22 protein-coding genes are annotated in these 25981 nt (G+C 34.3%); 2 read left to right on the plus strand and 20 right to left on the minus strand.

Features of this window, described 5'->3' with window-relative positions; translation table 11 throughout:
• Nucleotides 1-6: 6 nt before the first annotated feature.
• The 6 genes from ACZ47B_RS08570 to dnaA form a co-directional block, all read right to left on the minus strand.
• The gene (locus tag ACZ47B_RS08570) at nucleotides 7-1212 is read right to left on the minus strand and encodes an HD domain-containing protein (RefSeq protein WP_464894131.1); all 1206 of its coding nucleotides are present in this window, start codon (nucleotides 1210-1212) and stop codon (nucleotides 7-9) included.
• Complete coding sequence (queF, locus tag ACZ47B_RS08575; RefSeq protein WP_464894132.1) at nucleotides 1190-1579, minus strand: preQ(1) synthase; 390 nt, start codon at nucleotides 1577-1579, stop codon at nucleotides 1190-1192. The genes ACZ47B_RS08570 and queF overlap by 23 nt, the downstream gene beginning before the upstream one ends.
• Nucleotides 1576-2985: a bifunctional diguanylate cyclase/phosphodiesterase gene (locus tag ACZ47B_RS08580; RefSeq protein ID WP_464894133.1), complete on the minus strand. Its 1410-nt coding sequence runs from the start codon at nucleotides 2983-2985 to the stop codon at nucleotides 1576-1578. The genes queF and ACZ47B_RS08580 overlap by 4 nt, the downstream gene beginning before the upstream one ends.
• A complete protein-coding gene (gene gyrB / locus ACZ47B_RS08585; RefSeq protein ID WP_464894134.1) occupies nucleotides 2985-5300 on the minus strand; it encodes a DNA topoisomerase (ATP-hydrolyzing) subunit B in 2316 nt (771 codons plus the stop codon). Before gyrB ends, ACZ47B_RS08580 begins: the two co-directional genes overlap by 1 nt.
• Nucleotides 5301-5323: 23 nt before the next feature.
• The gene (gene dnaN, locus ACZ47B_RS08590; RefSeq protein WP_464894135.1) at nucleotides 5324-6391 is read right to left on the minus strand and encodes a DNA polymerase III subunit beta; all 1068 of its coding nucleotides are present in this window, start codon (nucleotides 6389-6391) and stop codon (nucleotides 5324-5326) included.
• Nucleotides 6392-6539: 148 nt separating this feature from the next.
• Complete coding sequence (dnaA, locus tag ACZ47B_RS08595; protein WP_464894136.1) at nucleotides 6540-7856, minus strand: chromosomal replication initiator protein DnaA; 1317 nt, start codon at nucleotides 7854-7856, stop codon at nucleotides 6540-6542.
• A 173-nt stretch (nucleotides 7857-8029) separates the two neighbouring features.
• On the opposite strand from dnaA, the gene ruvC reads away from it, so the two are divergent.
• Nucleotides 8030-8500 (plus strand): crossover junction endodeoxyribonuclease RuvC, encoded by a 471-nt coding sequence (gene ruvC / locus ACZ47B_RS08600; RefSeq protein ID WP_464894137.1) that lies wholly within the window; start codon nucleotides 8030-8032, stop codon nucleotides 8498-8500.
• 1 nt (nucleotide 8501) lies between these two features.
• Here the strand turns inward: ruvC and ACZ47B_RS08605 are convergent, their stop codons facing one another.
• From ACZ47B_RS08605 to ACZ47B_RS08615, 3 genes are read right to left on the minus strand one after another with little or no spacing between them, the layout of a single operon-like run.
• Nucleotides 8502-10433 (minus strand): FAD-binding protein, encoded by a 1932-nt coding sequence (locus tag ACZ47B_RS08605; protein WP_464894138.1) that lies wholly within the window; start codon nucleotides 10431-10433, stop codon nucleotides 8502-8504.
• A gap of 9 nt (nucleotides 10434-10442) precedes the next feature.
• Entirely contained in the window at nucleotides 10443-12104 is a 1662-nt protein-coding gene (locus tag ACZ47B_RS08610; protein ID WP_464894139.1) for an electron transfer flavoprotein-ubiquinone oxidoreductase, read from the minus strand.
• A gap of 2 nt (nucleotides 12105-12106) precedes the next feature.
• Nucleotides 12107-12376 carry an acylphosphatase gene (locus ACZ47B_RS08615; RefSeq protein ID WP_464894140.1) on the minus strand — a complete coding sequence of 90 codons (270 nt, stop codon included), beginning with the start codon at nucleotides 12374-12376 and terminating at the stop codon, nucleotides 12107-12109.
• Nucleotides 12377-12574: 198 nt separating this feature from the next.
• On the opposite strand from ACZ47B_RS08615, the gene ACZ47B_RS08620 reads away from it, so the two are divergent.
• Nucleotides 12575-13378 carry a hypothetical protein gene (locus ACZ47B_RS08620; protein WP_464894141.1) on the plus strand — a complete coding sequence of 268 codons (804 nt, stop codon included), beginning with the start codon at nucleotides 12575-12577 and terminating at the stop codon, nucleotides 13376-13378.
• Here the strand turns inward: ACZ47B_RS08620 and ACZ47B_RS08625 are convergent, their stop codons facing one another.
• The 11 genes from ACZ47B_RS08625 to rsmA form a co-directional block, all read right to left on the minus strand.
• Complete coding sequence (locus ACZ47B_RS08625; protein ID WP_464894142.1) at nucleotides 13379-14059, minus strand: anaerobic ribonucleoside-triphosphate reductase activating protein; 681 nt, start codon at nucleotides 14057-14059, stop codon at nucleotides 13379-13381.
• A 2-nt stretch (nucleotides 14060-14061) separates the two neighbouring features.
• Entirely contained in the window at nucleotides 14062-14241 is a 180-nt protein-coding gene (gene nrdD / locus ACZ47B_RS08630) for an anaerobic ribonucleoside-triphosphate reductase (protein WP_464894143.1), read from the minus strand.
• Between the two features lie 195 nt (nucleotides 14242-14436).
• Nucleotides 14437-16539 carry a ribonucleoside triphosphate reductase gene (locus ACZ47B_RS08635; protein WP_464894144.1) on the minus strand — a complete coding sequence of 701 codons (2103 nt, stop codon included), beginning with the start codon at nucleotides 16537-16539 and terminating at the stop codon, nucleotides 14437-14439.
• Nucleotides 16540-16630: 91 nt separating this feature from the next.
• Nucleotides 16631-17785 (minus strand): MFS transporter, encoded by a 1155-nt coding sequence (locus tag ACZ47B_RS08640; protein ID WP_464894145.1) that lies wholly within the window; start codon nucleotides 17783-17785, stop codon nucleotides 16631-16633.
• Complete coding sequence (locus ACZ47B_RS08645) at nucleotides 17782-18996, minus strand: right-handed parallel beta-helix repeat-containing protein (protein WP_464894146.1); 1215 nt, start codon at nucleotides 18994-18996, stop codon at nucleotides 17782-17784. The genes ACZ47B_RS08640 and ACZ47B_RS08645 overlap by 4 nt, the downstream gene beginning before the upstream one ends.
• Before the next feature lie 2 nt (nucleotides 18997-18998).
• Complete coding sequence (gene hemG / locus ACZ47B_RS08650; RefSeq protein ID WP_464894147.1) at nucleotides 18999-20327, minus strand: protoporphyrinogen oxidase; 1329 nt, start codon at nucleotides 20325-20327, stop codon at nucleotides 18999-19001.
• A gap of 1 nt (nucleotide 20328) precedes the next feature.
• Nucleotides 20329-21513 (minus strand): replication-associated recombination protein A, encoded by a 1185-nt coding sequence (locus ACZ47B_RS08655; RefSeq protein WP_464894148.1) that lies wholly within the window; start codon nucleotides 21511-21513, stop codon nucleotides 20329-20331.
• Entirely contained in the window at nucleotides 21510-22259 is a 750-nt protein-coding gene (locus ACZ47B_RS08660) for a pseudouridine synthase (RefSeq protein WP_464895719.1), read from the minus strand. Before ACZ47B_RS08660 ends, ACZ47B_RS08655 begins: the two co-directional genes overlap by 4 nt.
• An 18-nt stretch (nucleotides 22260-22277) precedes the next feature.
• Entirely contained in the window at nucleotides 22278-23243 is a 966-nt protein-coding gene (locus tag ACZ47B_RS08665) for a KpsF/GutQ family sugar-phosphate isomerase (protein WP_464894149.1), read from the minus strand.
• 15 nt (nucleotides 23244-23258) lie between these two features.
• Complete coding sequence (locus ACZ47B_RS08670) at nucleotides 23259-25154, minus strand: ribonuclease J (RefSeq protein WP_464894150.1); 1896 nt, start codon at nucleotides 25152-25154, stop codon at nucleotides 23259-23261.
• Entirely contained in the window at nucleotides 25111-25953 is an 843-nt protein-coding gene (gene rsmA / locus ACZ47B_RS08675; RefSeq protein WP_464894151.1) for a 16S rRNA (adenine(1518)-N(6)/adenine(1519)-N(6))-dimethyltransferase RsmA, read from the minus strand. Before rsmA ends, ACZ47B_RS08670 begins: the two co-directional genes overlap by 44 nt.
• Nucleotides 25954-25981 lie beyond the last annotated feature (28 nt).

Consider the following 25981-nt stretch of genomic DNA (forward strand, 5'->3'; position numbering starts at 1 on the left):
TACTTATCACTCTTTAAAATACTCTTCTATATTTTTTGCCAAATTATAAAAATTTACAGCGTTTATATCAGGATTTTCTTTTAGTCTGTTCAGTATCTCTTTTTTTCCACTTACAAGTTCTTTTGATTTGACCCCATAAGATATAGACAATGTCGCTTCTATGAAAGCTGCGATCCTATCACAGGCTTTTAGAGCTTTTCCGTCAATCGTATGATACTTGTCTTCATTGTACTCTTTTGTATCTTTTACCTCTTTTATAGCACCTTCACATTTGATCTTGTTGGCAAACTCATCTTTTTTTCCGTCGAACATACCAAGAATATAGCGAAACTCTTTTGCAAATCTGTTTGGTACCAAAGGAAGTATTTCATCTTCGATTTTTCTTATCTCATATTCGCTTATGATATCATCCAAGCCGCTTACGGAGTACTTTACCGGTGAAATAATATCCCTTGTAAGAGCTTCGGGAAGATCATGAAAAAGTGCACAAAAAAAGTTATTTTCCACCCTTTTATCACAAGTATTTATCTTTAAAGAGTAAAAATAACCTAAAAATGCTACTATAAGCATATGGCCTAGTACCGAAGTATTTGGAATACGTGGAGTCTGTGCCCACCTCTTTTGAAATCTCAGCCTTCCACTTATATCTATAAGATGAGCCAATTTTTTACCAAGTGCGATTTTCCTGACACCTATAAGCTCATAATAATCCTCTATCTCCTCTTCAACGGCAACTTTGGTTTTATCTATATCACTTAAAAATGAACTTGTTTGATAAACGATGGAAAATTCCCATTTGGTTGCAAGATATGAAGCTGCTTTTAGGATAAATCTCTCTTTTTTATACAATTTATCATTTACAAGATACTCTTTGAATCTCTCCAAAAATTTACCATCATCTATATCTTTTATAGAGTCTTCAAGATTTTCTATCACCCAAGAGTTTATCTCATCTTTTTTTTGCATCAAAGCCTTATGAAATACATCAGGCCTTATATCAGTTACCACTACTCTTCGTAAAAATTCAAATATACCACCCTCTATAAGTACTCTATAATCAACATCATCTTCAAGCTTCGCTATAAAGTAAGCTATGATAAATTTGTGAGCCTGTTTGTCAAGCTCGACCAAATCTATCATCCTTGGGTAATCATTCCATCTTTGTATGGAAGCAGCGGTAAAAAAATACTCAATCAGTTTTGCATCTAACATCTTCAACTCTTTCTATAACTGTATGAACATTTCCCCTTGGATTGAAATCCCCTGTTATCTTCATATATCTTGGTTTCATTGCCTCATATAAAGTATCAAATATTTCATTTATACTATCTTCATGACTTATATATCTATCCATAAAAGAGTTTATATAAAGTTTTATGGCTTTTAGTTCCACTACTTTTTCATTTGGTATATACTCCAGATATATAGTGGCAAAGTCAGGATATCCGCTTCTTGGGCATCTACACATAAACTCCGGCAGTGTTATCTTGATGGTATAATCCTTCTCATGATTATTCGGCCAAAAGTTCTCTTCTTTTTTTATGTCAAACTCTTTTATCTCTTTTTCACCATATCTCATTTTAACTCCTTTACAGGTTTACCTACTATAAAACCCTGTATATAATCAATGCCTATATTTTTAAAAAATTCATAACTCTCTTTGTCTTCTATAAATTTTATAACCGTTTTTATCTTCAAATCTTTAAATATCTCTATAAAAGCCTTTAAAATTTCTTGATGTTTTATCTCGTTATAATGTTTTGTATAATCCATATCAAATTTCACTACATCGAAATTTATATTTTTTATATATTTAAAAGAAGTGTTATCAGCGCCAAAACTGTCAATGGCAACCAAAACACCTAGACTTTTTAAGATAGTTATGTTTTCATTTAGTCTTACTATATCGTTTAGGGTATTGTTTGCACTTATCTCAAAGATAATACTACCCTTTTTTATATCATAAGTTTTAAGCAATTTTTTTACTCTGTTTAAAAAATTACTGTTTCTAATCGAATATGAAGATATATTTATCGATAAAATAATATCATCATAACCGGTAGCTATTTTAAAAATCTCTTCAACCAGTATCATATCAAAAGTCAATTCGTACCCAATTCTATTGACTACGGATATAAACTGATTTTGAGAAATTTTTCCATACTCCTTGGAATTTAGTCTTACAAGTAATTCATAAACTTTTTTCTCTTTTGTCTTCACATTTTCTATAGGCTGAAATCTAAAATCAAAATCCCTGTTTTCGATGCAATTTATTATCAATTTTTCAAATTCACTTACTTTTATATTCAATCTTCTGTTTTTTCTTCTATCGTTACTGTCAAATTTTATCTTTTCAAAAAGTAAAACAAGCAATTCCTCGGCACTGTTTTCACTGCTACTTGAGGCAAGTGAGTATAAAATCTTTAAAAAGATATTATCGATCTGTCCGTTTTCTATCTTTTTTATGAACTGTTTTATGAAATGATTAGCTTTTTTTTCATCTGTGTTTAAAATGATCAAAAAACTTCCGCCTATAATATGCCCGATTTTATTGTTTTTAAAACCTTTTTCTTTTAAAAATTCATCAAGCTTATATGCAAATGCCAAAAGAATTTTATCTGTTTTTTTGATACCGTATCTGTCATTGATATCTTCGATATTGTTTATCTTTACAAGCAATACCGTAAAATCTTCTTTTTCCTTTTCTTGATCAATTATTTTTAAAATATAATCCCTTGAAAATGTTTTTGTTACATCATCTATGATAGAAGTTTTAAAAGCCATATAAATTTGATATAAAATATAGTAAATATATAAGAAAGTGATAGCCAAAAAAGCTATGATATTGTTTTCCAAAAGTGATCTTATATCAAGATCTGTAATAACGATTAAGATAGCAAAAGCGATGATAAATAAAAAAGGCAGCGCAATTTTCAAGGAGAGTATAAAACGGTTTTCTCTCTCCTTGACTTCACTGTAAAGCATCATACATCCAAATGTTTTACATCTTTTGCATGCTCTTGTATGTAGTTTCTTCTTGGCTCTACCTCATCACCCATAAATAGAGAAAAAGTTTCACTGGCAACTTCAAAATCATCCACATTTACTTTTAAAAGTCTTCTGTTTTGAGGATTCATTGTTGTTTCCCAAAGCTGCTCTGGATTCATTTCACCAAGACCTTTATATCTTTGTATATAGGCACCTTTTTTGGCATTTTTTTCTATCTCTTTTAGGATCTCTATAAGATCTTTATCACCAAAGATGCCGTTATCTCTCTCTTTTATTTTGGAGTGTATATAAAGAGCTTCTTCATACAGAGGATTTGTGAAAAGATTGTCATCGATTATTAGCTCTTCAAGACCGTCTTTTGTCTGGATAAACAGATGGATCTCTTCCTCATTGATTGATTTATTGAGTATATTATAACCTAGATCATTTACAAATTTTTCTATGATTTTATATAATTTTTGATTATCGTTTTTTATGATATCAGGATTTTCTATCATATATCTTATAACTTCTATCATGGAAAATCTCTTCTCTAACTCTTTTAGGATATTATCATAAGCTGCAACGATCTTGAAAAATTCGATGGCATCTTTAAGTCCTATACCTTCAAACTCCATACTTGTTATGCCGGTTTCTATAAGAAATTCACTCATTGCTTTGTTATCTTTAAGGTATATCTCTTTTTTACCCTTTTTATATCTATAAAGCGGTGGTTGAGCTATATATACAAAACCCTCTTCAACCAAAGGCCTTAGATATCTAAAAAGAAATGTTAAAAGAAGAGTTTGTATATGACTTCCATCCACATCGGCATCGGTCATGATGATAATCTTGTGATATCTTAGTTTATCCGAGTTGAATTCTTCTCCTATACCGCATCCCAAAGCTGTTATCATATTTTTTATCTCATCTGATTTTAAGATTTTATCGATCCTGCTTTTTTCTACATTTAGTATCTTACCTTTGAGTGGAAGTATAGCTTGAAATACCCTGTCTCTTCCTTGTTTCGCACTACCTCCGGCACTGTCTCCCTCCACAAGGTAAAGTTCACAGATACTTGCATCCTTACTTTGACAATCAGCCAATTTTCCTGGAAGCGTACCCACACTCATAGCATCTTTTCTTCTAGTTAAATCCCTTGCTTTTTTAGCTGCTTCCCTGCCTCTTGCTGCTGAGATAGCTTTATCCATTATAATTTTAGCTTCTATCGGGTTCTCTTCAAAATATTTTTGTAAAGTTTCGTAAGTGCTTTTTTGAACGAGAGGTTTTACGTAAGAACTTCCTAATTTTCCTTTTGTCTGGCCTTCAAACTGAGGCTCGGGAACTTTTACGCTTACTATGGCGACAAGTCCTTCTCTTACATCATCTCCGCTTATCTTTATATCTTTTTCTCTTTGGTTTGCATTGTTATTTTTATAATTCGATATGGCTCTAGTAAGTCCTGCTCTAAAGCCACTCTCATGAGTTCCGCCTTCTATGGTTTTTATATTGTTTACAAAAGAAAAAAGTGTCTCATTGTATCCGGTATTGTACAAAAGTGCGATATCTATCTCTATATCATCCACTTTTTTATCAAAATGAACCACTTTGGTAATCGCATCTTTTTTATTTAAATCTTTTACAAATTGACTGATACCGCCTTCAAAATGATATACCTCTTTTTTTCCGTCTCTTTCGTCTATAAGCGTTATGGTAATAGTCGGATTTAAGTATGCAAGCTCTTTAAATCTTTTTGAAAGGATGTTAAAATCAAATTCAACCGTTTCAAATATATCAGCATCAGGCCAAAATTCTATAGTGGTACCTTTTTTTCTGGTATTACCTATGATTTCAAGGTCATTTACAGGTATCCCTCTTTCAAATTCTTGAGTATATATTTGTTTGTTTTTAAATATGGTCATTTTAAGTTTGCTTGAAAGTGCGTTGACTACCGATACACCCACACCATGAAGTCCGCCACTTACTTTATATGTATCTTTATCAAACTTACCGCCGGCATGAAGTACCGTCAAAACTACTGTTGCCGCAGGTATCTTTTCAGTTGGATGAAGATCAACCGGGATTCCTCTACCGTTATCAGTAACTCTTGCACTTCCCTCTTTTGTAAGTACTATCTCTATGGAGTTACAGTATCCCGCCATTGCCTCATCTATAGAATTGTCAACCACTTCGTAAACCAAATGGTGAAGTCCGTTTATATTGGTATCACCTATGTACATTCCAGGTCTTTTTCTAACTGCTTCAAGACCCTTTAAAACTTTTATATTCGATGCGTTGTATTTTCTTTCCATTTATCTAAATCCCTCTTTTTTATTTATATCATTATCGGCATTATAATAGTCAAAAAGTTTTCACTCTCAAGCGTAAAAGGCATACTCGAGTCATTATAACCAAGAGTAAAACTGTTTTTTTCTATATTTGTCAAAAAGTCTATGACATGTTTAGAATTGATTGCAAGAAATATCTCTTCATCAAGTCCGGTATCGAATTCTATCTCCGTTTTAGCTTCTATATTGCTATCATTTAAACTTTCAAAAACTATCATATCGGGCTTGAAAGTAACTTTTATATCCTGGGAAACTACCCATATCTGTTTTATGGCGTCTATGATCTTATCTCTGTTTAAAAGAAGTCTTTTATCCATCTCTTTTGGTATGATTCTTTCATAATCAGGATATTTTCCATTTATAAGCTTGGTGAAAAATTTAAAATTGGGAGAAATTGCTATAAAACTGTTTTCATCATAATATATCTCTATTTCATCGAAAAATATCTTTTGTATCTCACTTATGGCTTTTTTAGGGATTATAAGAGAGATATCTTTTTCACTGCTGTTTTCAATGCAAACAAGAGCCAGTCTTTTTGTATCGGTTGCCACTATATTTATATGATCATGTTTTATATCTATCAAAGCCCCGTTTAATTCAAATTTTGGATTGTTTGTATCGATTGCAGGTGCTATTTTTTTGATGGATCTAACTAATGCTGAAGAATTTATCTCAAATTTAGGTTTATCATCGATCTTAGGAAACTCAGGAAACTCGGAAGGATTGAACATAGGAAGTTTAAATTTTGAGTGTTTTTGTTTTATATAAAGATAATCATTTATGGTTTCAAGTGTAACTTCACTGTCTTTTAGTATTTTTACGATATCAAAAAGTTTTTTACCGTTTGCAGTTGCGGTTCCAGGTTCAACTATATGAACATTTTTGCTAAAAATTTCTATACCTATTTCAAAATCGGTACTTTTTATATCCAAAGTATCTTCATAGGCATTTATAAGAATGTGTGAAGTTATCTGGCTTAAATCTTTCTTTTCCAAATATGGAAGTGTATTTATAAGCATATTTTCCAAAACACTCTTGTTGATAGAAATCTTCATCTTTACTCCTTTGTTTCCCTTTTTTTATTTAAATAAAATAGTAATAGTAGTATATTACCTTGAATTTGTGAAAAAGTAGTTTAAATCTCGTAAATTTTCATATTTCAAAGATTCAAAACAACTATTTTTTATTCACATTGTTTCACATTTATTTTGTCAATATCATATTTTTTAGCTCATCGACTCTTACTTTAAAGTTTTCATCACTTTGTATGATTTCATTTATCTTTTTCATATTGTGTGAAACTGCCGTATGATCTTTCATGCCAAAAAAGTTTGCTAGTGACGGCATAGAGTTTGGAGTAAGAGTTCTGGCTAGATATATACCTATCCTTCTTGCTTCCACTATATTTTTATTTCTTCTTTTTGATTTTATTTCACTTGGTTTTATATTTAATTCTCTGGAAATTACATTGATGATATCTTCCAATGATATACTGTTGTTTCTCTCTTTTATCTGCTCTTTCATGACATTTTTGGCGAACTCGAAAGTTATCTTTTGACCCATTAGGGATGCATAAGCGTTTAGGTTGATGATAGCACTCTCTATCTCTCTTATATTATCTCCCATATTGGTCGCGATATAATTTATGATTTCATCATTTAAGCTTATACCGTCAATTTCACATTTTTTCTTTATAATTGCAATCTTCGTTTCAAGTTCAGGTAGAGTGATATCAGCTTTTATACCCCACTCAAATCTACTCTTTAGTCTCTCTTCAAGACCTGCTATCATCTTTGGAGGTTTATCCGAAGTTAAAACTATCTGTTTTCCGTTATTGTGAAGTTCATTGAAAGTATGAAAGAACTCTTCTTGAGTTTGGATTTTATTACTTAAAAATTGTACATCATCAATGAGAAGTATATCGCAGTTTCTATACTTTTCTCTAAATCTGTCCATGGTTTGTTGTCTTAGATTGTATGTAAAATCATTCATAAACTGCTCAATGGTAGCATAAATGATGATTTTACCTTTTTGTGAAGCGTAGTTTCCTATAGCATGAACCAAGTGAGTTTTTCCAAGACCTGTAGGACCGTATATAAAAACTGGATTGTAAACGACTCCCGGTTTTTCCGCGACTGATTTTGCCACCGTAAAAGCGAACTGGTTTGAACTACCGACTACAAAACTGCTGAAAGTGAAAGATGGATTTAGTATAGTTTTCTTTTGCGAATTTTGAATCTCTTTTTGAATCTCTTTTTTTATGCTGTTTTTACCATTTTTGCCATTTTTTACTCTTATGACAACTTGAGGTTTTTTGCCGGTTTTTACTTCGTAAAGGTGTGATATTTTAGAACTGTATTTTGTTTTTATCCAGTTTGCTATCAATATATTGGGTACTTCAAAAACCAAAAGGTCTGATTTTGATTCTTTTTCATTAAAAGTAAGCTGTTTTATGTATCTGTTATACTCTTGCAGAGTTATCTCTTTTTTTAAAAGTTCTATAACATCATCTATCAGCAAATTTTTTCCTTAATATAAAAATCAACTTTTCACATGTTGAAAACTATGTGAAAAAATACAAAATATATATAATTTTAGCTAAAATACCTTGAATATTTAGTTAAAATCTTTTAACGAAGAGTCGTTAACAGATATTCACATAGTGAAAAGAGTGTGAAAAAGTGAGGTTGGCCATGAATATTATGGGAATAGATCCAGGCAGTAGAAATTGTGGATATGCTATCATAAAAAAAGAAAAAAACAGAGTTTCACTTGTAGAAGCGGGACTTATAAAGATAAAAGAGACAAAACTTCAAGATCAAATCGTAGAGCTTGTTGAAGGTTTGGATTTGATTATAAAAAACAATACAATTGATGAGGTGGCGATAGAAGATATATTTTATGCCCACAATCCAAAAACCGTTTTAAAACTTGCTCAATTCAGAGGTGCACTTTCACTCAAGATTCTAATGGAACTTGGCAATTTTTACGAATATACCCCTTTACAGGTTAAAAAAGCGGTAACCGGCAAAGCCAAGGCAGCTAAAGAGCAGGTGGCTTTTATGGTAAAAAGGATACTGGGTATAAAAAAAGATATCAAACCTCTTGATATAACCGATGCCATAGCCATAGCTTTGACTCATGCCCAAAGGATTAAGGTGTAAATTATGCTTCTACCCCAAATGTAAATCCGTTTTCAACTCTTTTGATAAGCTCCGGTACTATCTCTTCATATTCGCCTACTATCCCAAAATCACAATGATCAAATATACTCTCATTTTGATTTTTGTTTATGGCTATGATAGTCTCGGATTCTTTCATGCCTGCTATATGCTGTATCGCACCTGAAATTCCAACGGCTATATATACTTTTGGTCTTACCGTTTTTCCTGTTTGTCCTACCTGCCTTGCATATTCACAAATTCCCATATCCACCATAGGGCGGCTTGAAGCGTACTGGGCTTTTATACCTTTGGATTTTAAAACTTGAGAGAGTTTTTTTATAAGATCCATTTCATCACTTAGCGTTCCTCTGCCTCCTGATACTATGATATCCGCATCGAAAAGATCGATTTTGTTTTTATCTCCTCTTATGGTTTTTATGATTTTTGTAGCAAAATCTTTCTCATTTAAAGATATATCCATTTGGATGATCTTTCCTCTTCTGTTTTCATCTTTTTTTGGTATTTGAAAAGTACCTGCTCTTGCGGTGGATATTTGGGGGCAGTTAAAACCAAGTATCGTAGCAAGTTTTGATTCACCATATGTTGGTCTTTTTGACTCTAAAATGGGATAAAACACTCTCTTTTGTTTTTTATCCACATATTCTCCGATTTCCAAAGCGGTACAATCAGCGGTTACCCCGCTTTGGGTTTTAACCGCAACTCTTGGAGCCAACTCTCTGCCTGAAGTGGTAGCACTGAAAAGTACGATTTCAGGATCTGTTTTTTTGATGATTTCATAAAAGATAGATGAAAAAGGAAGTATCAGATACTCTATAAGTTTTTCATCTTCAACGACTATAACTTCATCGCTTCCATGCTGTATGAGTTTATCGGCTAAATGTTTTACATCGCAACCTATCAAAAGAGTGGTTACTTTTGTATTTTCACCCAATGAATCGGCAAGTTTTCTTGCAGGATTTAAAAGCTCTAAAGATGATCTTGTTATATCATTGTTAGCTACTTCCGCCCAAGTCAATATACCTCTGGATTTTCCTCTAAAATCCACTCGTTCAAAATCTTCCGGGACGGGTTTTGCATTTTTTACTTTTTTTTCTTCGGTTTTTAGTATATTTTTACCAGCTTTTAACTTATGTACCAAATCCTCTACTTTTGAAGAAGCATTTTCTCCTTCGCAAAGTTTCATGGGAGCTCTGTCGCTTTTGATACTTACAACTTTTGCTACGATTGTAGGAGAACCGCTCAATCCCACTTTTTCATTACTTAAACCGATATCATCTATATTTAAAATATTTATCTTTGTTTGGTTTGCTTTTATAGCTCCTTTCAAACTTGCTCTTCTTGGAGGTATTCCGGTTGGTGTCATGGAGATAAGACAAGGTTTTGGAAGTTTTAAGAGTTGATAACCTCCCTCTATGATCCTTTTGGCTTCGATAAACCCATCTTTAAAAGTGGCTTCTTCTATGAATGTCGCTTGTGGAATATCCAGATTTTGGGCAACTTGTGAAGGAACATGAGCTGTATCTCCGTCACTTGTCTGTCTGCCGGCTATGATGATAAAATCCTTATTTTTTCTTTTTTGAAAGCCCAAATGTTTTATCAGTGAGGCAAGTGCAAGTCCGGTCGCAAATGTATCGCTTCCCCCAAGTCTTCTATCCGAAAGCAGATAAGCTTCATCATATCCTAAAGAGATAGCTTGTTTTAGGGATTTTTCAAAAGATGGAGGTCCCATGGAACAAACTATCATCCTTGCAACTTTCAGTTGTGATTTTAACTGTAAGCCCGCTTCAAGTGCGTATGAACAGTCTATATTTATCATAGATTTTGCTTTTGTTCTATCCATTAAACCATCTTCACCCATTCTCATTTGGGAAGGAATGGGAACTTGTTTTAAAAGATTTATTATAGTGGTCATTTCAAACCTTTACATATTTTGGTATTTGGGACCGTCACCACCGTAAGGCGTATCCCAGGTAATGACATCGTTTGGTGTTTTTATATCACAACTTTTGCAATGTACGCAGTTTTCGGCATGTATCTTTAAAGCTCTGTTTTTATCTTTGTCGATATACTCTTCGTATACTCCTGCCGGACAAAAGTATTGGGAGGGCATACCATACTCTTTTATATTGCTCTTTTTAAACAGTTTTATATCTTTTACTATAAGATGGCAGGGTTGATTTTCATCATGTGAAGTACCTGAGTAGTATATACTGCTATCTTTGTCAAAAGTAATGATTTTATCGAAGTGAAGTTTGTCTTCAAATCTCTCATGAAAAGGAGTATCTTTAAAATCCGTTAGTTTTTTTGTACATAGACTATCTTTTTTCAACTTCGGTGTAAGCATACAAAAACCTTTTGTCAAAAGTTGTACTCCAAATTTCATACTGCCTATCAACAACCCTTCACTCATGACGGCTCTGAAATTTCTAAGAGGATAAAGCTCTTTTTTTATTTGGCTTTTATCTATATAAGATTTGTATGAAGACAATGAAGCTTCACTAAAGTCACTATTTTTGATGGCTTCATGGGCGGTTTTGGCAGCGCACATACCGGAAACGACACTTAAATGAACCCCTTTTAAAGATGGCATCGCTACAAATCCGGCACTATCACCTGTGATAAGCAAATGATCTATATATAGTTTACTTATACTGTTCCATCCACCCTCAGGGATAGTTTTCGCCCCATACTCTTCTATCTTTCCGCCTTGTAAAATACCCTTGATAAAAGGGTGCTGCTTCCAAATCTGCATAAGCCCGTGAGGATCAAGTGTAGGGTCTTCGTAATCCAAACCCACAACAAATCCAATGGCTACTTTGGAATCACTTAAACCATATATAAAACCCCCTCCAAATTCACTTCCCTTTAAAGGATAACCGAAAGTATGATACACTTCTCCTTTTTTGACACTCCCTTTTTTGACATTCCATATCTCTTTTATGCCTAGTGAGTAAACTTGCGGGTTTGAATCCTCTCTTAAATGAAATTTATCTTTTACTTTTTTCGCAAGAGTACCTCTTGTACCTTCGCCAAGTATAACAAGATCAGCTTTTACACTTGTACCTTCTTGAAAATTTTTAAGTTTTTTACCGTTTTTATCAATCCCTGTATCTTTACATTTCACACCGGCTACTTTGTCGTTTTCATATATGATTTCATTGACGGCAAATCCGGGATAAATCTCTATACCCCTTTTTTGTGCAACTTTTGCAAGATATCTGCAAATTTGTGAAAGTGATACAAGTTTATTGCCTTCATTTTTCATATAAGGCAAATGAAAAGGTATGGCAAAATATTTATCAGGTAACAATCTTATAACTTTATCACTTGAAATCTCAGAGATAATCGGTAGATTTTCAAACTCTTCATCGTTTAGAAGATTTTTAAAAACCTCATCTTTTATGATAGCTCCTGATAGTATATGTTCTCCTACTTCAGCTGACTTTTCTATGATCATTATCCGCTTTTTTTCACCGCTTTTTTTAAGTAGGTTATCAAGTTCTATAGCCGTACTAAGTCCCGTAACTCCTGCACCGACTATAACAATATCCGTAAAAACAGCATTATCTTCATCGTTTTTCATTTTCAATACCTTATTCTAAAATCTACAAATCCCTCTTCATTGCACTTTTGGATAGCGATATCATCAACCCGCGAATAATCAGAGCCTTCTTTCAGGATATTTATAAAATGATCCAGTTTATCATCATCTAGTAGAACAACCGCTTCCACGTCACCGCCGGTTAAGTTTTTTACATATCCTTTGTAGCCATTTTCTTGAGCTTTTTTTTGGATACTTTTTCTATAAAATACTCCTTGTACTTTACCTTTTATGATAAATTTGTAGCATTTCATATTTTCTCCTCAAACTTGAAACAATATTATACATCAAGTTATTTTTACTTATATTAAAACCTATAAAATACATTTTAATAACACTTTAAGCAACATTTCATTATCATTCCATTATCAAAAAAACTTATAATAATAAATAGAATGAATATTAGATAATCTTATATTCATATTTTATTTTACAAAAAAGGAGCAATTAAAATGAAAAAAATATTTTTACTATTTTTTATAGTTCTTGGCATAGGTTTGTCAGCCAATGACATAAGTCCATATCTATACGGTGATCTTCAAACCCCCGATACAGTTAAAAAAACATTGGCTAGTAATGGTTTGGAAACCATAGGTGAGTACAATGCCATGGGTGATCCAAATTATCATGTTATTGTATATACTTCAAAAGAGATGAAAGATATGGCATCTAAAAAAGGTAGAGGTTTTGCCGGAGTTCAGAAAGTTTTGATAGATAAAAAAGATAACAGACTCATTTTTACAAATCCGAACTATTTCATAAGAGCTTTTATGCAAAAAGACCTTGACGGATTGATGCTGGCCATAACAAAGAACAGGCTAAGTAATATATACAAAGATTTGAAAAAATCACCTCAAAGAGTCCATAAAGACAAATTGGCAAGTTATCACTTTATGTTCGGTATGCCCTATTATGAAGATATGATAACAGTAGCTGAAGGTCAAGATTTGGATAAAACTTTGGAAAAAAATGCAAAAGGAAAGATTGTATTTAAACTACCTTTGAAAAATTCTATACTTTATGGAGTTTACATGGATACAAAAGATGGCGAAAAAACTTATGTATCAAAAATTAACCAGCAAAAAAACTGTGCTTTTTTACCATATATGGTTCTCATAGAAGATAACAAAGCAAAGATACTAAATGCAAAATACTATCTGGCTATCTCACTTCCCGATCTATCTTTGGGTCAATTTATGACCATCTCCAGTACGCCGGGAAACATAGAAGACTTTTTTAAAAGCTTATTCAAATAATCAAAAATTCCTAAAATAGACAGGTATCAAATCTTTTATGATTTTATTACTGTCTATAGGTTTTTTCTGCTCTTTTAAATTACCTAAAATCTTGTCTTGATGTATATAGTTTTGTATGTAGTAATTGCCCTTAAACCCAAGGGAATATAACTCTTTTATGATAAGATTTATATCTTCAGTGTCCAAAATATCGATATGAACAGTTGTTCTTACTTCAAAACTTTGCTCTTTTTCTATAAGATATCTAAGAGTTCCATAAAATTTGTCAAAGTCACTGTTTTTTGTGACTTTTTCATACTTCTCTTTAGGGGCTTTAAAATCAAGCGAGATAAAATCAACAAGGTTGTTTTCAACCATCTCTTTTATAACTTGAGGTTTTGTTCCGTTTGTGTCGATTTTGATCTTAAATCCAAGCTCTTTTATCTCCTTTGCCAAAGAGGGCAAATCTTTATACAAGGTACACTCTCCACCACTGAAAACTACAGCTTCAAGCTTGCCTACCCTGCTTTTTAAAAAAGCAAAAAGCTCACCTTTTGTTATATGGTTTTTCCCGTAAACTATATCGGAGTTGTGGCAGTAGGGGCATCTCATATCACATCCGGCAAACCACAAAACCGCACTTAAGTGATCTTCATAGTCAAGTGCGGTAAATTTCGTGATATCGTATAGTATCTTGGACACTGTTATGCACAGTTTTGAAGTTTAGAAGAAGGATTTTCCTTGAAATGTTTCCTCTCTTTATGCTCGCCTTTTTTTCCTATATTGAAACTTTCAACCGGGCGATGGTAACCCATTACTCGAGTATACACTGTGCACTTTGTTCTTCTGTCCTCTAATTTCTTAAGTATTTCTTCTTTATTCATTTTTTCCTCTTTTCTAATAGTATATTTTCATCAAATTTATTTATATTAGTATAATATACTAATTGTAAAGTACCTATCTATGGTGACTTGAGATATATTAGTATATTTTAGGTACATATTTGTAACCCATAACTCTGGTATACACCGTACACTTTGTTCTTTTACTTTCAAGTTTTTTTAGTATCTCTTCTTTTGTCATGATGCCTCCTTTTCATATTTTTCTATCAACTCTTCGTCACAATATGGACAGTACTCATGCTCACCGTTGATGTATCCATGTTTTTCACAAACGGAAAATACAGGTGTTACAGTAATATATGGCAATCTGTAGTTGCTTATGACATTTTTTACAAGTTTTCTACAAGCCTCGGGAGAGCTTATCTTTTCACTCATATATAGATGCAAAACGGTACCGCCTGTGTATTTGCACTGAAGTTCGTCTTGCATATCAAGTGCTTCAAAAGGATCATCGGTATAATTTACCGGCAGTTGAGAAGAGTTTGTATAGTATATATTTTTGCCAAATCCGGCTTGAATGATATCCGGATACCTCTTTTTATCCTCTTTTGCAAATCTGTAAGTAGTTCCTTCAGCAGGTGTGGCTTCCAAGTTGTACAAATTGCCCGTCTCCTCTTGATATGATTTTAATTTTTCTCTCATATATTCAAGTAATTCGGTAGCAAATTTCATTCCAAATTCTGTTGTTATATCATCTTTGTCATTACTGAAATTTCGTATCATTTCATTGATGCCGTTTACTCCAATGGTGGAGAAATGGTTGTTAAATCCGGGAAGGTATCTTTTGGTATATGGATAAAGACCTCTATCATACATCTCTTGTATAAACACTCTTTTTTTCTCTAAAGTTGACTTTGCAAGATCCATAAGCCTGTCAAGTTCATCATATAAAGCATCTTTGTCATTTTTGTACAGATATCCAAGTCTTGCCGCATTTATGGTGACTACTCCTATGCTTCCTGTCATTTCGGCACTTCCAAAAAGTCCTCCTCCTCTTTTTAAAAGTTCTCTAAGATCAAGTTGGAGTCTGCAACACATACTTCTAACCGCACCCGGTTTATAAGCTTCAGGATTTTCGACCAAATTGCCTTTTTCATCTCTTATATACTGGCTACCTATGAAATTTTGAAAGTAGCTTGAGCCGATTTTTGCAGTATTTTCAAAAAGAAGATCGGTGTTTTCACCATACCAGTCAAAATCTTCCGTGATATTTACCGTAGGAATCGGGAATGTAAAAGGTTGACCGGTTTTATCTCCTTCGGTCATCACTTCATAGTAAGCTTTGTTTATGAGATTCATCTCTTTTTGAAAATATTTGTATGTCAAATCGGTAAGTTTATCCGCGCCTCTTTTTTTAGCCTCTTTTAAAAGCTCCTCATCATTTAAATCCTTAAAAAGATGATACTGGTTTTTTGTAGGGATTTGATCTTTTAAATCACTTGGGACAGTCCAGTCTATGGTTATATTGGTAAAAGGACTTTGTCCCCACCTTGCCGGAACATTCAAGTTGTAAACGAAACTTCTTATGGCTTTTTTTATCTCTTTGAAAGAGAGTTTATCTTTAAAAACATAAGGAGCAAGATATGTATCAAAACTGCTAAATGCCTGAGCGCCCGCCCATTCGCTTTGCAAAATACCAAGGAAGTTTGCCATTTGTCCCAAAGCTTCTCTGAAATGGCTTGGGGCTCTACTTTCAACTCTTCCTCGAACTCCGTTAAATCCCTCGTCCAGTAAGACCCTCAAGCTCCACCCGGCACAATACCCTGTCAAACAGTCAAGATCATGTATATGATAATCCCCGTTTCTATGAGCATATCCCTCTTCTTTGGAGTAAATCTTATCAAGCCAGTAATTTGCTATGATCTTTCCTGCGGAGTTATTAACAAGTCCGGCATTTGAGTAGCCGGTATTGGAGTTGGCATTTATCCTCCAGTCAAGTTTATCTATATACTCTTCTATGGTTTGGGTACAGTTTATATATGTGGTATCCTCGTTGAGCCCTAGTACATGTTCTCTTTGCATTTTATGTATGAGTCTATACTGCATGAAAGACTTCATCACATCAAAGTATCTTGCCTTGTAGAGTTCATGCTCTATCAAGTCTTGTATATCTTCGACCGCAGCCACTCTTTTGTGGCTTATCTTGGATAGAACATTTAAGAAAACTTGTCTGTCATAAGTGGTATTTTCACTTTTAAAGGCTTTTTTAATGGCATCTTCGATCTTGTATGCTTGAAACTCCTGGGTTGAGCCGTCTCTTTTTAAAACTTCCTTGAGCATTGGATACCTTTAATGGGAGTAATTTTAAGGAGATTATATCTTAAAAAAATCCAATTATAAATGATAATTATCAAGGCTAAAAAATGACTATTTAAGACTCCTTTCTTACAGGAAGAAAAAAGATGATAAAAAGAGATAAAAATGTAAAGACTGTACAAACTTCATATACTCTCTCAAGCCCATAAATATCTGCAAAAAATCCCACCAAAAATACAACCAAAGAGCTGATACCGAAGTTTATACCCATATAGATACTGTTTACAAAGGTAGGTTTTGGCGTATCGGTATCTTGAACTGCCGCCATCATCACGGGATTAGGAGTAAAAAGAAAAAATCCCAAAACCGCCAGTATAGGAAAAAGTGCTACGGCATTGAAATACAAAAAAAGTATCATGGATAAAGTAGTACCTAGTGCTGAGATAAGAAGCATATTTTTTCTGCCTATCTTATCTGAAAATCGACCTGAAAAAAATGTACCCGCAATCCCAAAAAACTGTAAAACCGAAAGCGAAATACCCGCTTCATATATGGAAAATCCATGTCTTGTAAGATAAACCGGCAGGTAAAGAGTTAGGGCTGATTTTGTTCCGGCATTAAAAAGCATATAACTGCCAAGTATGGCAAAAAAGGAAGATAAACTTTTTAATATCTCTTTCGTACCTCCTTTTTCTATCTTTTTTGCGCTGAAGTCATCTACCTGGAAATCTTTTAACTTATACCATAAAAAAAGTGAAGCTAGCAATCCTATGGGGATAAGCCTGTAAATCCCCTCAAAACCCCAAAGAGATATAGCTCCGGTCACTATAAGGGGTCCTATGGTTCTGGCACTCTCACCACCGACCATAAAAAAGCTCATCCCTTTTCCGGTTTGATTCCCTGCGGCGATTTTTATCATGGTAGGTGATGGTATGTGAAAAAGTGTTGCACTGATGCCGGCTATAAAAAGCAGTACCAATGCTATAACATATGAAGAAGTAAGCCCTAAAAGACACATAGATATAGCAGTAATGGCCGGAGTCAGTATGACAAAATACTTTACATCTCTTCTTTCAGCCATGAGTCCTAAGAATGGATTGAAAAGGGAGGGAATTTTTCTGGCAATATCTAAAAAAGAGGCATATGACAAAGAGATACTAAGCCTATCTATAAGCAAAGGCAAAATGGGTGCCAAAAAAGATGAGAAAATATCATGAAAAAGGTGAGCAAATGATATGGTGTAAACTTCGGCTTTTTTAAATTGTTTCACAGGCTATCCTTAAAGATCGGTTCATTGTCTTGCAATAGTATCTCAGGTTCAGTAAACGGAGCTATTTCACACAAAAAGTCCACTACAGCCATAACGGTACTACCATAGAAAAATTTTATCTTGTTATTGTAACTATAAAGTTTGTCAAAATATCTTTTTATGATATATGGAGTATCTCCTATATTGTCATGGTTTCTGTCAAATCCCTTGTATTGTCCCCAGTAATTGTGGCTGACTTTGTTGTTTATATTTTTATATCCTGTTATATCTTTTACTATATCATAAAGGTTGTCATGGATTTTATTGTAGGTTATGATATTGTTAGCGATAATCGCATGAAAATGTATAGCTTGAAGGTTGAAACTTATCTCATTGTTTGTTATCTTTCTTTTAAACTTTTTTAGCTTGGATGGTTTCGCATCTATATAAAGTCCTTCTCTATTGTATTTTACGATATTGTTTTCAAAAAGTATACCTTCTCCACCTCTAAACAGTGCTCCCACTGCAGCCATTCCATTAGAATTTAGTATCTTATTTTTTACAATTTTTATATTTTTTGCCATTTCAAGTAAGATGCCGGTAGAATTGTATCTGTAGAAATTTTGCTCTATCGTGATATTTTTACTATACTCTATATGAGTTGCAAATCTGCTATGTAAAAATCGGTTATCTTTTAAGATGATATTATCACACCTGTCAAAGTGATTGTCTCTAACTTTTGAAAAATTGTTATCTATTATTTTTGCATTTTTGACATACCAAAACTTTATGCCGTCTCCTCTTAAAGGTTTCTTTTCATCTTTTGAAGAGATAGTGTTTGATATGATTTTTATATTGTTTGCCAATGAGATATTGATACCGTAAAGTGAGTCAAGAATAATACAGTTTTTTATGATTATATTGTTTATCCCTTTTCCTTTTATGGCGCTGTCAACCATCTCTTTTCTATGACCGGTTCCTCTTATAGTGAGGTTTTGCAATGTTATGTTTAAACTTTTTAAAAGGATTATGCTGCCTTTTTTGCCTCCGTCTATGATGACTTTTTTACCTCTTCCGATTATCTTTAAAGGTTTTGTTATGACTATATTGCCTTGATAGATTCCATTTCCAAGCTCTATGGTGGAGTATGGTTTGGCTTTGTCTATCGCATCTTGCAAAGGATTTGCAAAAAGAGATAAAACAAAAGATATGAAGATTATAAATATTTTCACTTTTATATCCCTACAACCTCTTTTGCACACTTTTTGGAGTTGCTGACACAATCATTCAAGCCTATGCCTCTGTAGGCATTTGAATTTAGATAAAGTCCATCGATCTCTTTAACCATATCAAAGATAGTATTTACTCTTTTTATATGACCGACAGCATAGTTTGGTATCCCTTTTTCATGCTTTTTTACATAGAGCATATAAGGTTTTGCATCTATGCCCATAGTATCTTTTATCCCTTTTAAAGCTAACTCTTTTAGCTCTTCTTCACTTTTTAAAGCTAAATCAGTACTTCTTTGTCCTCCTATCATAGCTCTTAAGAGTTTTTGATCTTTTTTTGCTCTATCATTGAATATAGAACTATCCCAAAGAACTCCCAAAACACTCTTTTTTGCTCTTGTAGTTGAGAGCAGTCCAAAACCTTTTAAATCATGTAAAAGATTTTTATAACCCGCGGCGACTATGGATATAGGAGAGTACTCAATGCTATCAAGCTCTTTTGATAATTGGGGTGACAACTCTTTTAGTATCTCTGCCGCACTGTAAGCCGGAGTTGAAAGAATCACTTTGTCAAAATGCATTTTGAGATTGTCCGATATGATGATAAACTCTTTATCATTTTTTTGCAGAGTTTTTATATCAGCATCTTTTATGATATCTATGTCAAGGTTTTTTGAGAGTTTTTCTATGAAAGTACTGACCCCTCCTTTAAAACTCATCAAAACCCCGCCCGGACCTGCTTCTTTTTTCTTCTTGGCAATCATACCCTTAAAGAGCGAACCATACTTTTTTTCAAGATTAACTACGAGCGGAAAAGCCGCGGGAGCGGAAATTTTTGCGGGCGTTGAAGCATAAATACCTGCAACCATGGCATCCAAAAATACATCCGTCATCTCTTTGCCGACTCTTCTGTACCCAAATGATTGTAAACTCTCATCACTGTCATCTTTTTTAGCTTTGGCAAACGGCTCCCATAAAACCCTTAACTTTCCACCGATACTAAGCAAAGGAGTAGTTAAAAATGCTTTTGGTGATTCGGGCAGAACTTCAAGCTTTTTATCATAAATAAATCTTTTCCTTGCATTATCACTGCTTTTTAAAAGTATATCCTCACATTGACTTAATTTGACAAGCTCCAAAGTATCGGGTTTATTCGATAAAAAACCGTTGCTGCCCTCCTCTATGAAAAACCCCTCTTTTTCTACCGTGTGCATTTTTCCACCTAGATAATTCTCTTTTTCAAAAAGAGTTATCTTAGTTTCAGGTTTGAAATGCTTGATGTAAAATGCCGTGGCAAGTCCGCTGATACCACCACCGATGATTGCTACATTCAAATCAGTCTTCTCCGTTTTTTATCTTTTTTAGCCACTCGTTTAGAGTTTTTTCAAACCCTATCTCACTGCTTTTGTAAAATTTTACACTATCTTTCATATACTCTTGCTTTATATAACCGCCAAAATCATGCGGATAGAGGTAACCTGCACAACTTTGTTTCAAATGGTTCGGTACCGGTTTGATCTCATTTTCTCTTATATATTTTTGAGCCTCGTTTATAGCTTTATAGCTACTGTTTGATTTTGGTGAAGAGGCAAGATATATAACACATTGGGAGAGTATGATCCTGGCTTCAGGGTAACCTATATGGCTTACTGCCGTTAGTGTATTGGTTGCCAGATTCAAGGCGTTTGGATTGGCATTTCCTATGTCTTCACTCGAGAGGATCACAAGTCTTCTTGCTATAAAGTCTGCTCTTTCGCCTGCTTCTATCATTCTTGCAAGATAGTATAAGCTCGCATCTACATCACTTCCTCTTATGCTTTTGATAAACGCACTTATAAGGTCATAGTGTGTATCTTTTGAGTTGACACCCTCTTTTGAAGGTATGTTCCTCAAAGACTTTAGAGTTTTTAGTGTGATATTTTTTTCAACCGCCAGTGCAAACTCCAAAAGATTAAGCATACTTCTTGCGTCATTACCGCTTGAATGTAGAAGATACTCTTTGGCATCATTTTCTATAGTAAAATCAAACTTGTCCATAGCGAGCTTTAGTATCTTTTCCAACTCTTTTTTGCTCAAAGGCTTGAATTCAAAAAGCATCATCCTCGATCTTATACCAGAAGTTAAAGTATAGTAGGGATTTTCAGTACTTGCACCTATGATAATGCACTCTTTTCTCTCCATCGGTAAAAGCAGAACTTCTTGTTGATTTTTTGAGAGCCTATGTATCTCATCTATAAATATAAGAGGTTTTAGAAGGGACTGCTTAGAGAGTATCTTTCTTATCTCTTCAACTTTAAGGCTTGTAGCATCAAGATAGTGAAATGAACTTCGCATTTTTGTGGCACAGATTTTGGCAAGTGTGGTTTTGCCACACCCCGGAGGTCCAAAAAATATCATGTGAGGAAGTTCACCCATTTGTATAAGTTTATAAAGGGGCTTATCTTTTGAGAGTATCTGAGCTTGTCCTATAAACTCTTCGATGCTCTTTGGTTGAAGTAGTGTGGTTAGATTCAGGCTCATTTTCTATGTAAAAAGTCATGAAGACTTTGATACTCGCTTTTTGTAAGATATCTCGTTTTACCCTCTTTTAGCATACCTAGATCAATGCCTCCAAAACTCACTCTTTTCAAGTCCACTACATTTGAGTCAAAGTAGGCAAAAAACCTTCTAAGTTCTCTATTTTTTCCCTCATTTATGGCAACTTTCAGTTTTGAAAAAGTCGGAGAATTTTTTATGATTTTATATCCTAAAAAAGGAGCTATTTGCATGGATTCGATTTTGCTGTCTTTATGACCTCCTACTTTGGAGTCTATAAAAACACCGTTTTTCATACCCTCTTCCATGGCTTCGCTAACTTCACCTTCTATTTTAAGATAGTAAATCCTCTCCAAGTTACTTTGCATCAGTTTTGTTGCCACATTTGGAGAGTCCGTCAAAAGTAAAAGCCCCTCGCTGCCAAAGTCAAGCCTACCTACGGGCAGATAGTGGGAGAATTTTTTGGGCAGATTGTCATATATGGTTTTTCTGCCTCTGTCATCTTTTTTGGTTACCAGCTCACCCTTTTTTTTGTGGTAAACGATAACTGAAAAATGATCTTTTCTATATAGTCTTCTACCTTTTATATGTATCTTGTCACCAAAATCAACTTTGGTTGAAAGGTCTGTTACAACTCTTCCATCGAGTGTTACTTCCCCGTTTTTTATAAGTTCATCAGCTTCTCTTCTTGAATATCTTGTGTTGTGAGATATCATCTTGTTGAGTCGTATTTTTTCCAAAATTTTCCTTTATTTTATACCGGCTTCGACTAGATGATGTATATGCAAAGCGCCTTTTATATGGTTTTTATCATCGGTTACCGCCAGGATTTGGATCTTGTGTTTTTCTATCTCTCTCAATGCATCGCTTGCAAGCATACTTTCATTGTCTATGGTTTTTGGATTTTTACTTGCGTAAAAAAAGGCAGGTTTTTCTATATCAAAACCACTATCTTGCAAAGCTCGTCTGACATCACCGTCACTAAGGATGGCTACAAGCTTACCTTCACTATCGGTTAAAAATGCATTACCCAGTCTTCCTTCGCTCATAACGACAACCGCTTCTTTCATAGGGGTATCTTTGGGGCAAACAGGCAAAGACTCTTTTTGCATGATATCACTGACTTTTACAAAAAGTTTTTTCCCAAGACTGCCTCCTGGATGAAAAGAGGCAAAATCCTCTTTTTTAAATCCTCTTTTTTCCATCAAACAAACTGCCAGCGCATCCCCAAGAGCCAGGGTCAATGTAGTTGAGCTGGTAGGAGCGGTATTTAAAGGGCATGCTTCTTTTTTGATATCGATGGATAAAAAAACATCCGCATATCGTCCAAGAGTGGTATTTTTATCTTTTGCCATAGCTATAAGCGGTATATCAAACCTTTTTATATGAGGAAGTAACCGTATAAGCTCTTCACTCTCTCCGCTGTAGCTTATAGCCAAAACACTATCATCCTTTCCGATCATACCCAGATCACCATGCATGGCTTCAGTGGGGTGTATAAAAAAACTGCTTGTTCCGGTACTTGCTAAAGTTGCTGCTATCTTTGCTCCGATTAGTCCGGACTTTCCAACGCCTGTAACTATCAGTTTTCCTTTGGTGTTGTACGCAATTTCAACAGCTTTTTCTATCTCGCCATTAAGCTCATTTGCCGCTCTTAAAAGCTCATCCGCTTCAGTTCTTAAAACCTCTTTGGCAATATTTACAAAATCCATCATTCCTCCATTACTCATTCACAGCATAAATATCGTCGGAACGACAGTAGGATACTTTTTCATTTTTCTAAAGACATGTTTTCTCACCGCTTGTCTAAGAGCATTTTCTACCGCCTTTGGGTTGCCAAGCATCTCTTTTTTGGCATTTATGAGAAGTTGATCTAGTATATCTTCAACCTCTTTGGCAAATTTTTGCATATCTTTATCAGCTACCAAACCGTAACTTAAAACTTTTGGCTTACCTATAAGCTTGTTGGTGCTTTTATCTATCTGGGCTATGACGGAAACGATACCGGCTTCGGCAAGTTTTTGTCTGTCTATAACCACATCATTTTCTATCTGCTTGTTTATCTGGTTGTCTATATAAACTTTTCCGGTTTTAACAGAGCCTACTTTTTTTAGGTATCTTTGAGTGATTTCTACCTGTTCACCGTCACTCATAAGATATATGTTTTTTTCCGGTATTCCACACTTCATAGCGGTTTCTTTGTGCCTGTGGATATGGTTGTATTCACCGTGAACCGGTAGGAAAAATTTGGGCTTGACAAGTCTTAGCATAAGTTTTTGCTCTTCTTGCGCTGCGTGACCGCTGACATGGATTTCACTGAAATCCTTATATGCTACATCAGCACCCGATTTGTAAAGATAGTTTAAAACTTTTGAAACACTTGCTTCATTTCCGGGGATCGCCTTAGCCGATATAATTATCTGATCGGTCGGTTTTATCTTTATGTGTCTATGTTCATTTGTAGCCATCCTGAAAAGCGCACTCATGGCTTCGCCCTGGCTTCCGGTTGTTACGATGAGAACTTCTTTGTCATTGTATCTGTTTACTTCATGAGCATCTATGAAGATATTGTTATCCAATTTTATATATCCAAGCTCCATGGCGGTATTTAGGTTTTTCTCCATGCTTCTTCCTATAACCGCTACTTTCCTGCCATATTTTATACCATGCGAGATGGCTTGATAAACTCTGTGTATGTTTGAAGAAAAAGTTGACATGATAACTCTTCCTTTTGCTTTTGAAAATATAGCATCAAATGTTGGACCTACTGAACTTTCGCTTCTTGTAAAACCCGGATTGTATGAGTTTGTACTGTCGCTTAAAAGGCATAAAACCCCTTTGTCCCCATAATATGCAAATCTGTGAAGATCAGCAGGAAGCCCGTCAATCGGGGTATGATCTATCTTGAAGTCTCCTGTATGGATGATAGTTCCGGCCTTTGTGGTTATAGCAAGTGATGAAGCATCTATGATGGAGTGGGTTATATGCATCCATTCTATGTCAAAATCACCGATTTTGTATATCTTTCTCTTTTCGACAGGTCTGAAAAACTTTTTTGAGATTTTATGTTCGTCAAACTTGTTGGCTATCATACCAAGCGGTAAAGGTGTGGCGTATATGGGAAATTGCAAATCCTGGTTTTTGAAAAGATAGGGCAAAGCCCCTATGTGATCTTCGTGAGCATGGGTTATGATGATACCTTTTATCTTGTTTTTGATACTCCTTAAGTATGAAAAATCAGGTACTAGTATATCAACACCATGCATTTCATCATCAGGGAAACTCATGCCGACATCTATGACAATGGCGCTTGTATTGGTTTCCATTACCATCATATTCCCGCCAATCTCACCAAGACCGCCAAGAGGAGTTATTTTTATCCTGTCGTTTGAATTTGGAGCTTTGAGGTTCATTGGATAAACTCTTTGCTCCTGTATCTTTTTATTTGCTTCTATGCTTTTTTCAAGATCTTTATACCAAGATTCATTTTTTTGTGCAGTTGATCTTTGTTTACCTATAGTATTGGCTTTGTTTCTGTTTTTTTGCCTGTTTTGCCTGTTGGCATTACTGTTTTGCTGCTTTTTAGCAGGAGGATTTGTCCTCTTTCTCTCTTTCTTCTCTTCCATTTATATCCTTTAGTTCATAAAAAAATTCAAGATATTTGATCGAAGATAGTTGATGAGGTCTGATCTTTGCATCTATGTCCAATTTGGAAAAGATATGACTTACTTTCTCTTTTCCATAATCGGATAAATTTTTTGATAGAGTTTTTCTTGGTGCCTTAAAGGCATTTTTTAAAAACTGCTCGAACTGTTTTAACTCTTTTTCACCACAAAACAGCTCTTTGCTTTGTAAATCTCTTCTTTTTTCTATCTTTAAAACAGAAGAAGAGACCTTTGGTGGCGGAACAAAACTTTTGGATCCAACATCGCATACGATGGATCTGTTTCCTATCAAATCGGCAATGACAGCCAAATAGGAAAAATTTTTATCTCCTTCTTTGGCGCAAAATTTATAGGCTACTTCACTTTGAAGCATAACTATGATATTTTTGCAATTATCATCTTTTAGTGCATTTATCACTATTTTTGTCGCAACATAATAAGGCAGGTTCGCCACCAGATCATACTTTTCATCTGAAAGATTTTTATCTTTCCAATGCTGCAACACATCCGTGCAATTTAGTTTAAGTTTTTTCTCATCTATAAAAGAGGAAAAATCTTTTTTTAGTATATCACACAGCTCATCATCTATCTCAAAAGCCACAACATTTCTATGTTGTAGAAGCTTTTTTGTCAAATCACCTAATCCAGGTCCAATTTCTACAACTTTTAAGTCATCATTGGGCATCGATTGGATGATTTTATCTAAAACAGCCGTGTCTTTTAAAAAATTTTGTCCGAATTTTTTCTTGGCTTTTATCAAAACTTTACCTTTTAAGAAAGGACATTGT

The organism is Thiofractor thiocamini (genome assembly GCF_055384375.1).

Coding starts and splice junctions, on each gene's coding strand:
- ACZ47B_RS08570 (WP_464894131.1), bottom strand. CDS start 1,212: ATGTTAGATGCAAAACTGATTGAGTATTTTTTTACCGCTGCTTCCATA.
- queF (WP_464894132.1), bottom strand. CDS start 1,579: ATGAGATATGGTGAAAAAGAGATAAAAGAGTTTGACATAAAAAAAGAA.
- ACZ47B_RS08580 (WP_464894133.1), bottom strand. CDS start 2,985: ATGCTTTACAGTGAAGTCAAGGAGAGAGAAAACCGTTTTATACTCTCC.
- gyrB (WP_464894134.1), bottom strand. CDS start 5,300: ATGGAAAGAAAATACAACGCATCGAATATAAAAGTTTTAAAGGGTCTT.
- dnaN (WP_464894135.1), bottom strand. CDS start 6,391: ATGAAGATTTCTATCAACAAGAGTGTTTTGGAAAATATGCTTATAAAT.
- ruvC (WP_464894137.1), top strand. CDS start 8,030: ATGAATATTATGGGAATAGATCCAGGCAGTAGAAATTGTGGATATGCT.
- ACZ47B_RS08605 (WP_464894138.1), bottom strand. CDS start 10,433: ATGACCACTATAATAAATCTTTTAAAACAAGTTCCCATTCCTTCCCAA.
- ACZ47B_RS08610 (WP_464894139.1), bottom strand. CDS start 12,104: ATGAAAAACGATGAAGATAATGCTGTTTTTACGGATATTGTTATAGTC.
- ACZ47B_RS08615 (WP_464894140.1), bottom strand. CDS start 12,376: ATGAAATGCTACAAATTTATCATAAAAGGTAAAGTACAAGGAGTATTT.
- ACZ47B_RS08620 (WP_464894141.1), top strand. CDS start 12,575: ATGAAAAAAATATTTTTACTATTTTTTATAGTTCTTGGCATAGGTTTG.
- nrdD (WP_464894143.1), bottom strand. CDS start 14,241: ATGAATAAAGAAGAAATACTTAAGAAATTAGAGGACAGAAGAACAAAG.
- ACZ47B_RS08635 (WP_464894144.1), bottom strand. CDS start 16,539: ATGCTCAAGGAAGTTTTAAAAAGAGACGGCTCAACCCAGGAGTTTCAA.
- ACZ47B_RS08655 (WP_464894148.1), bottom strand. CDS start 21,513: ATGAGCCTGAATCTAACCACACTACTTCAACCAAAGAGCATCGAAGAG.
- ACZ47B_RS08665 (WP_464894149.1), bottom strand. CDS start 23,243: ATGATGGATTTTGTAAATATTGCCAAAGAGGTTTTAAGAACTGAAGCG.
- ACZ47B_RS08670 (WP_464894150.1), bottom strand. CDS start 25,154: ATGGAAGAGAAGAAAGAGAGAAAGAGGACAAATCCTCCTGCTAAAAAG.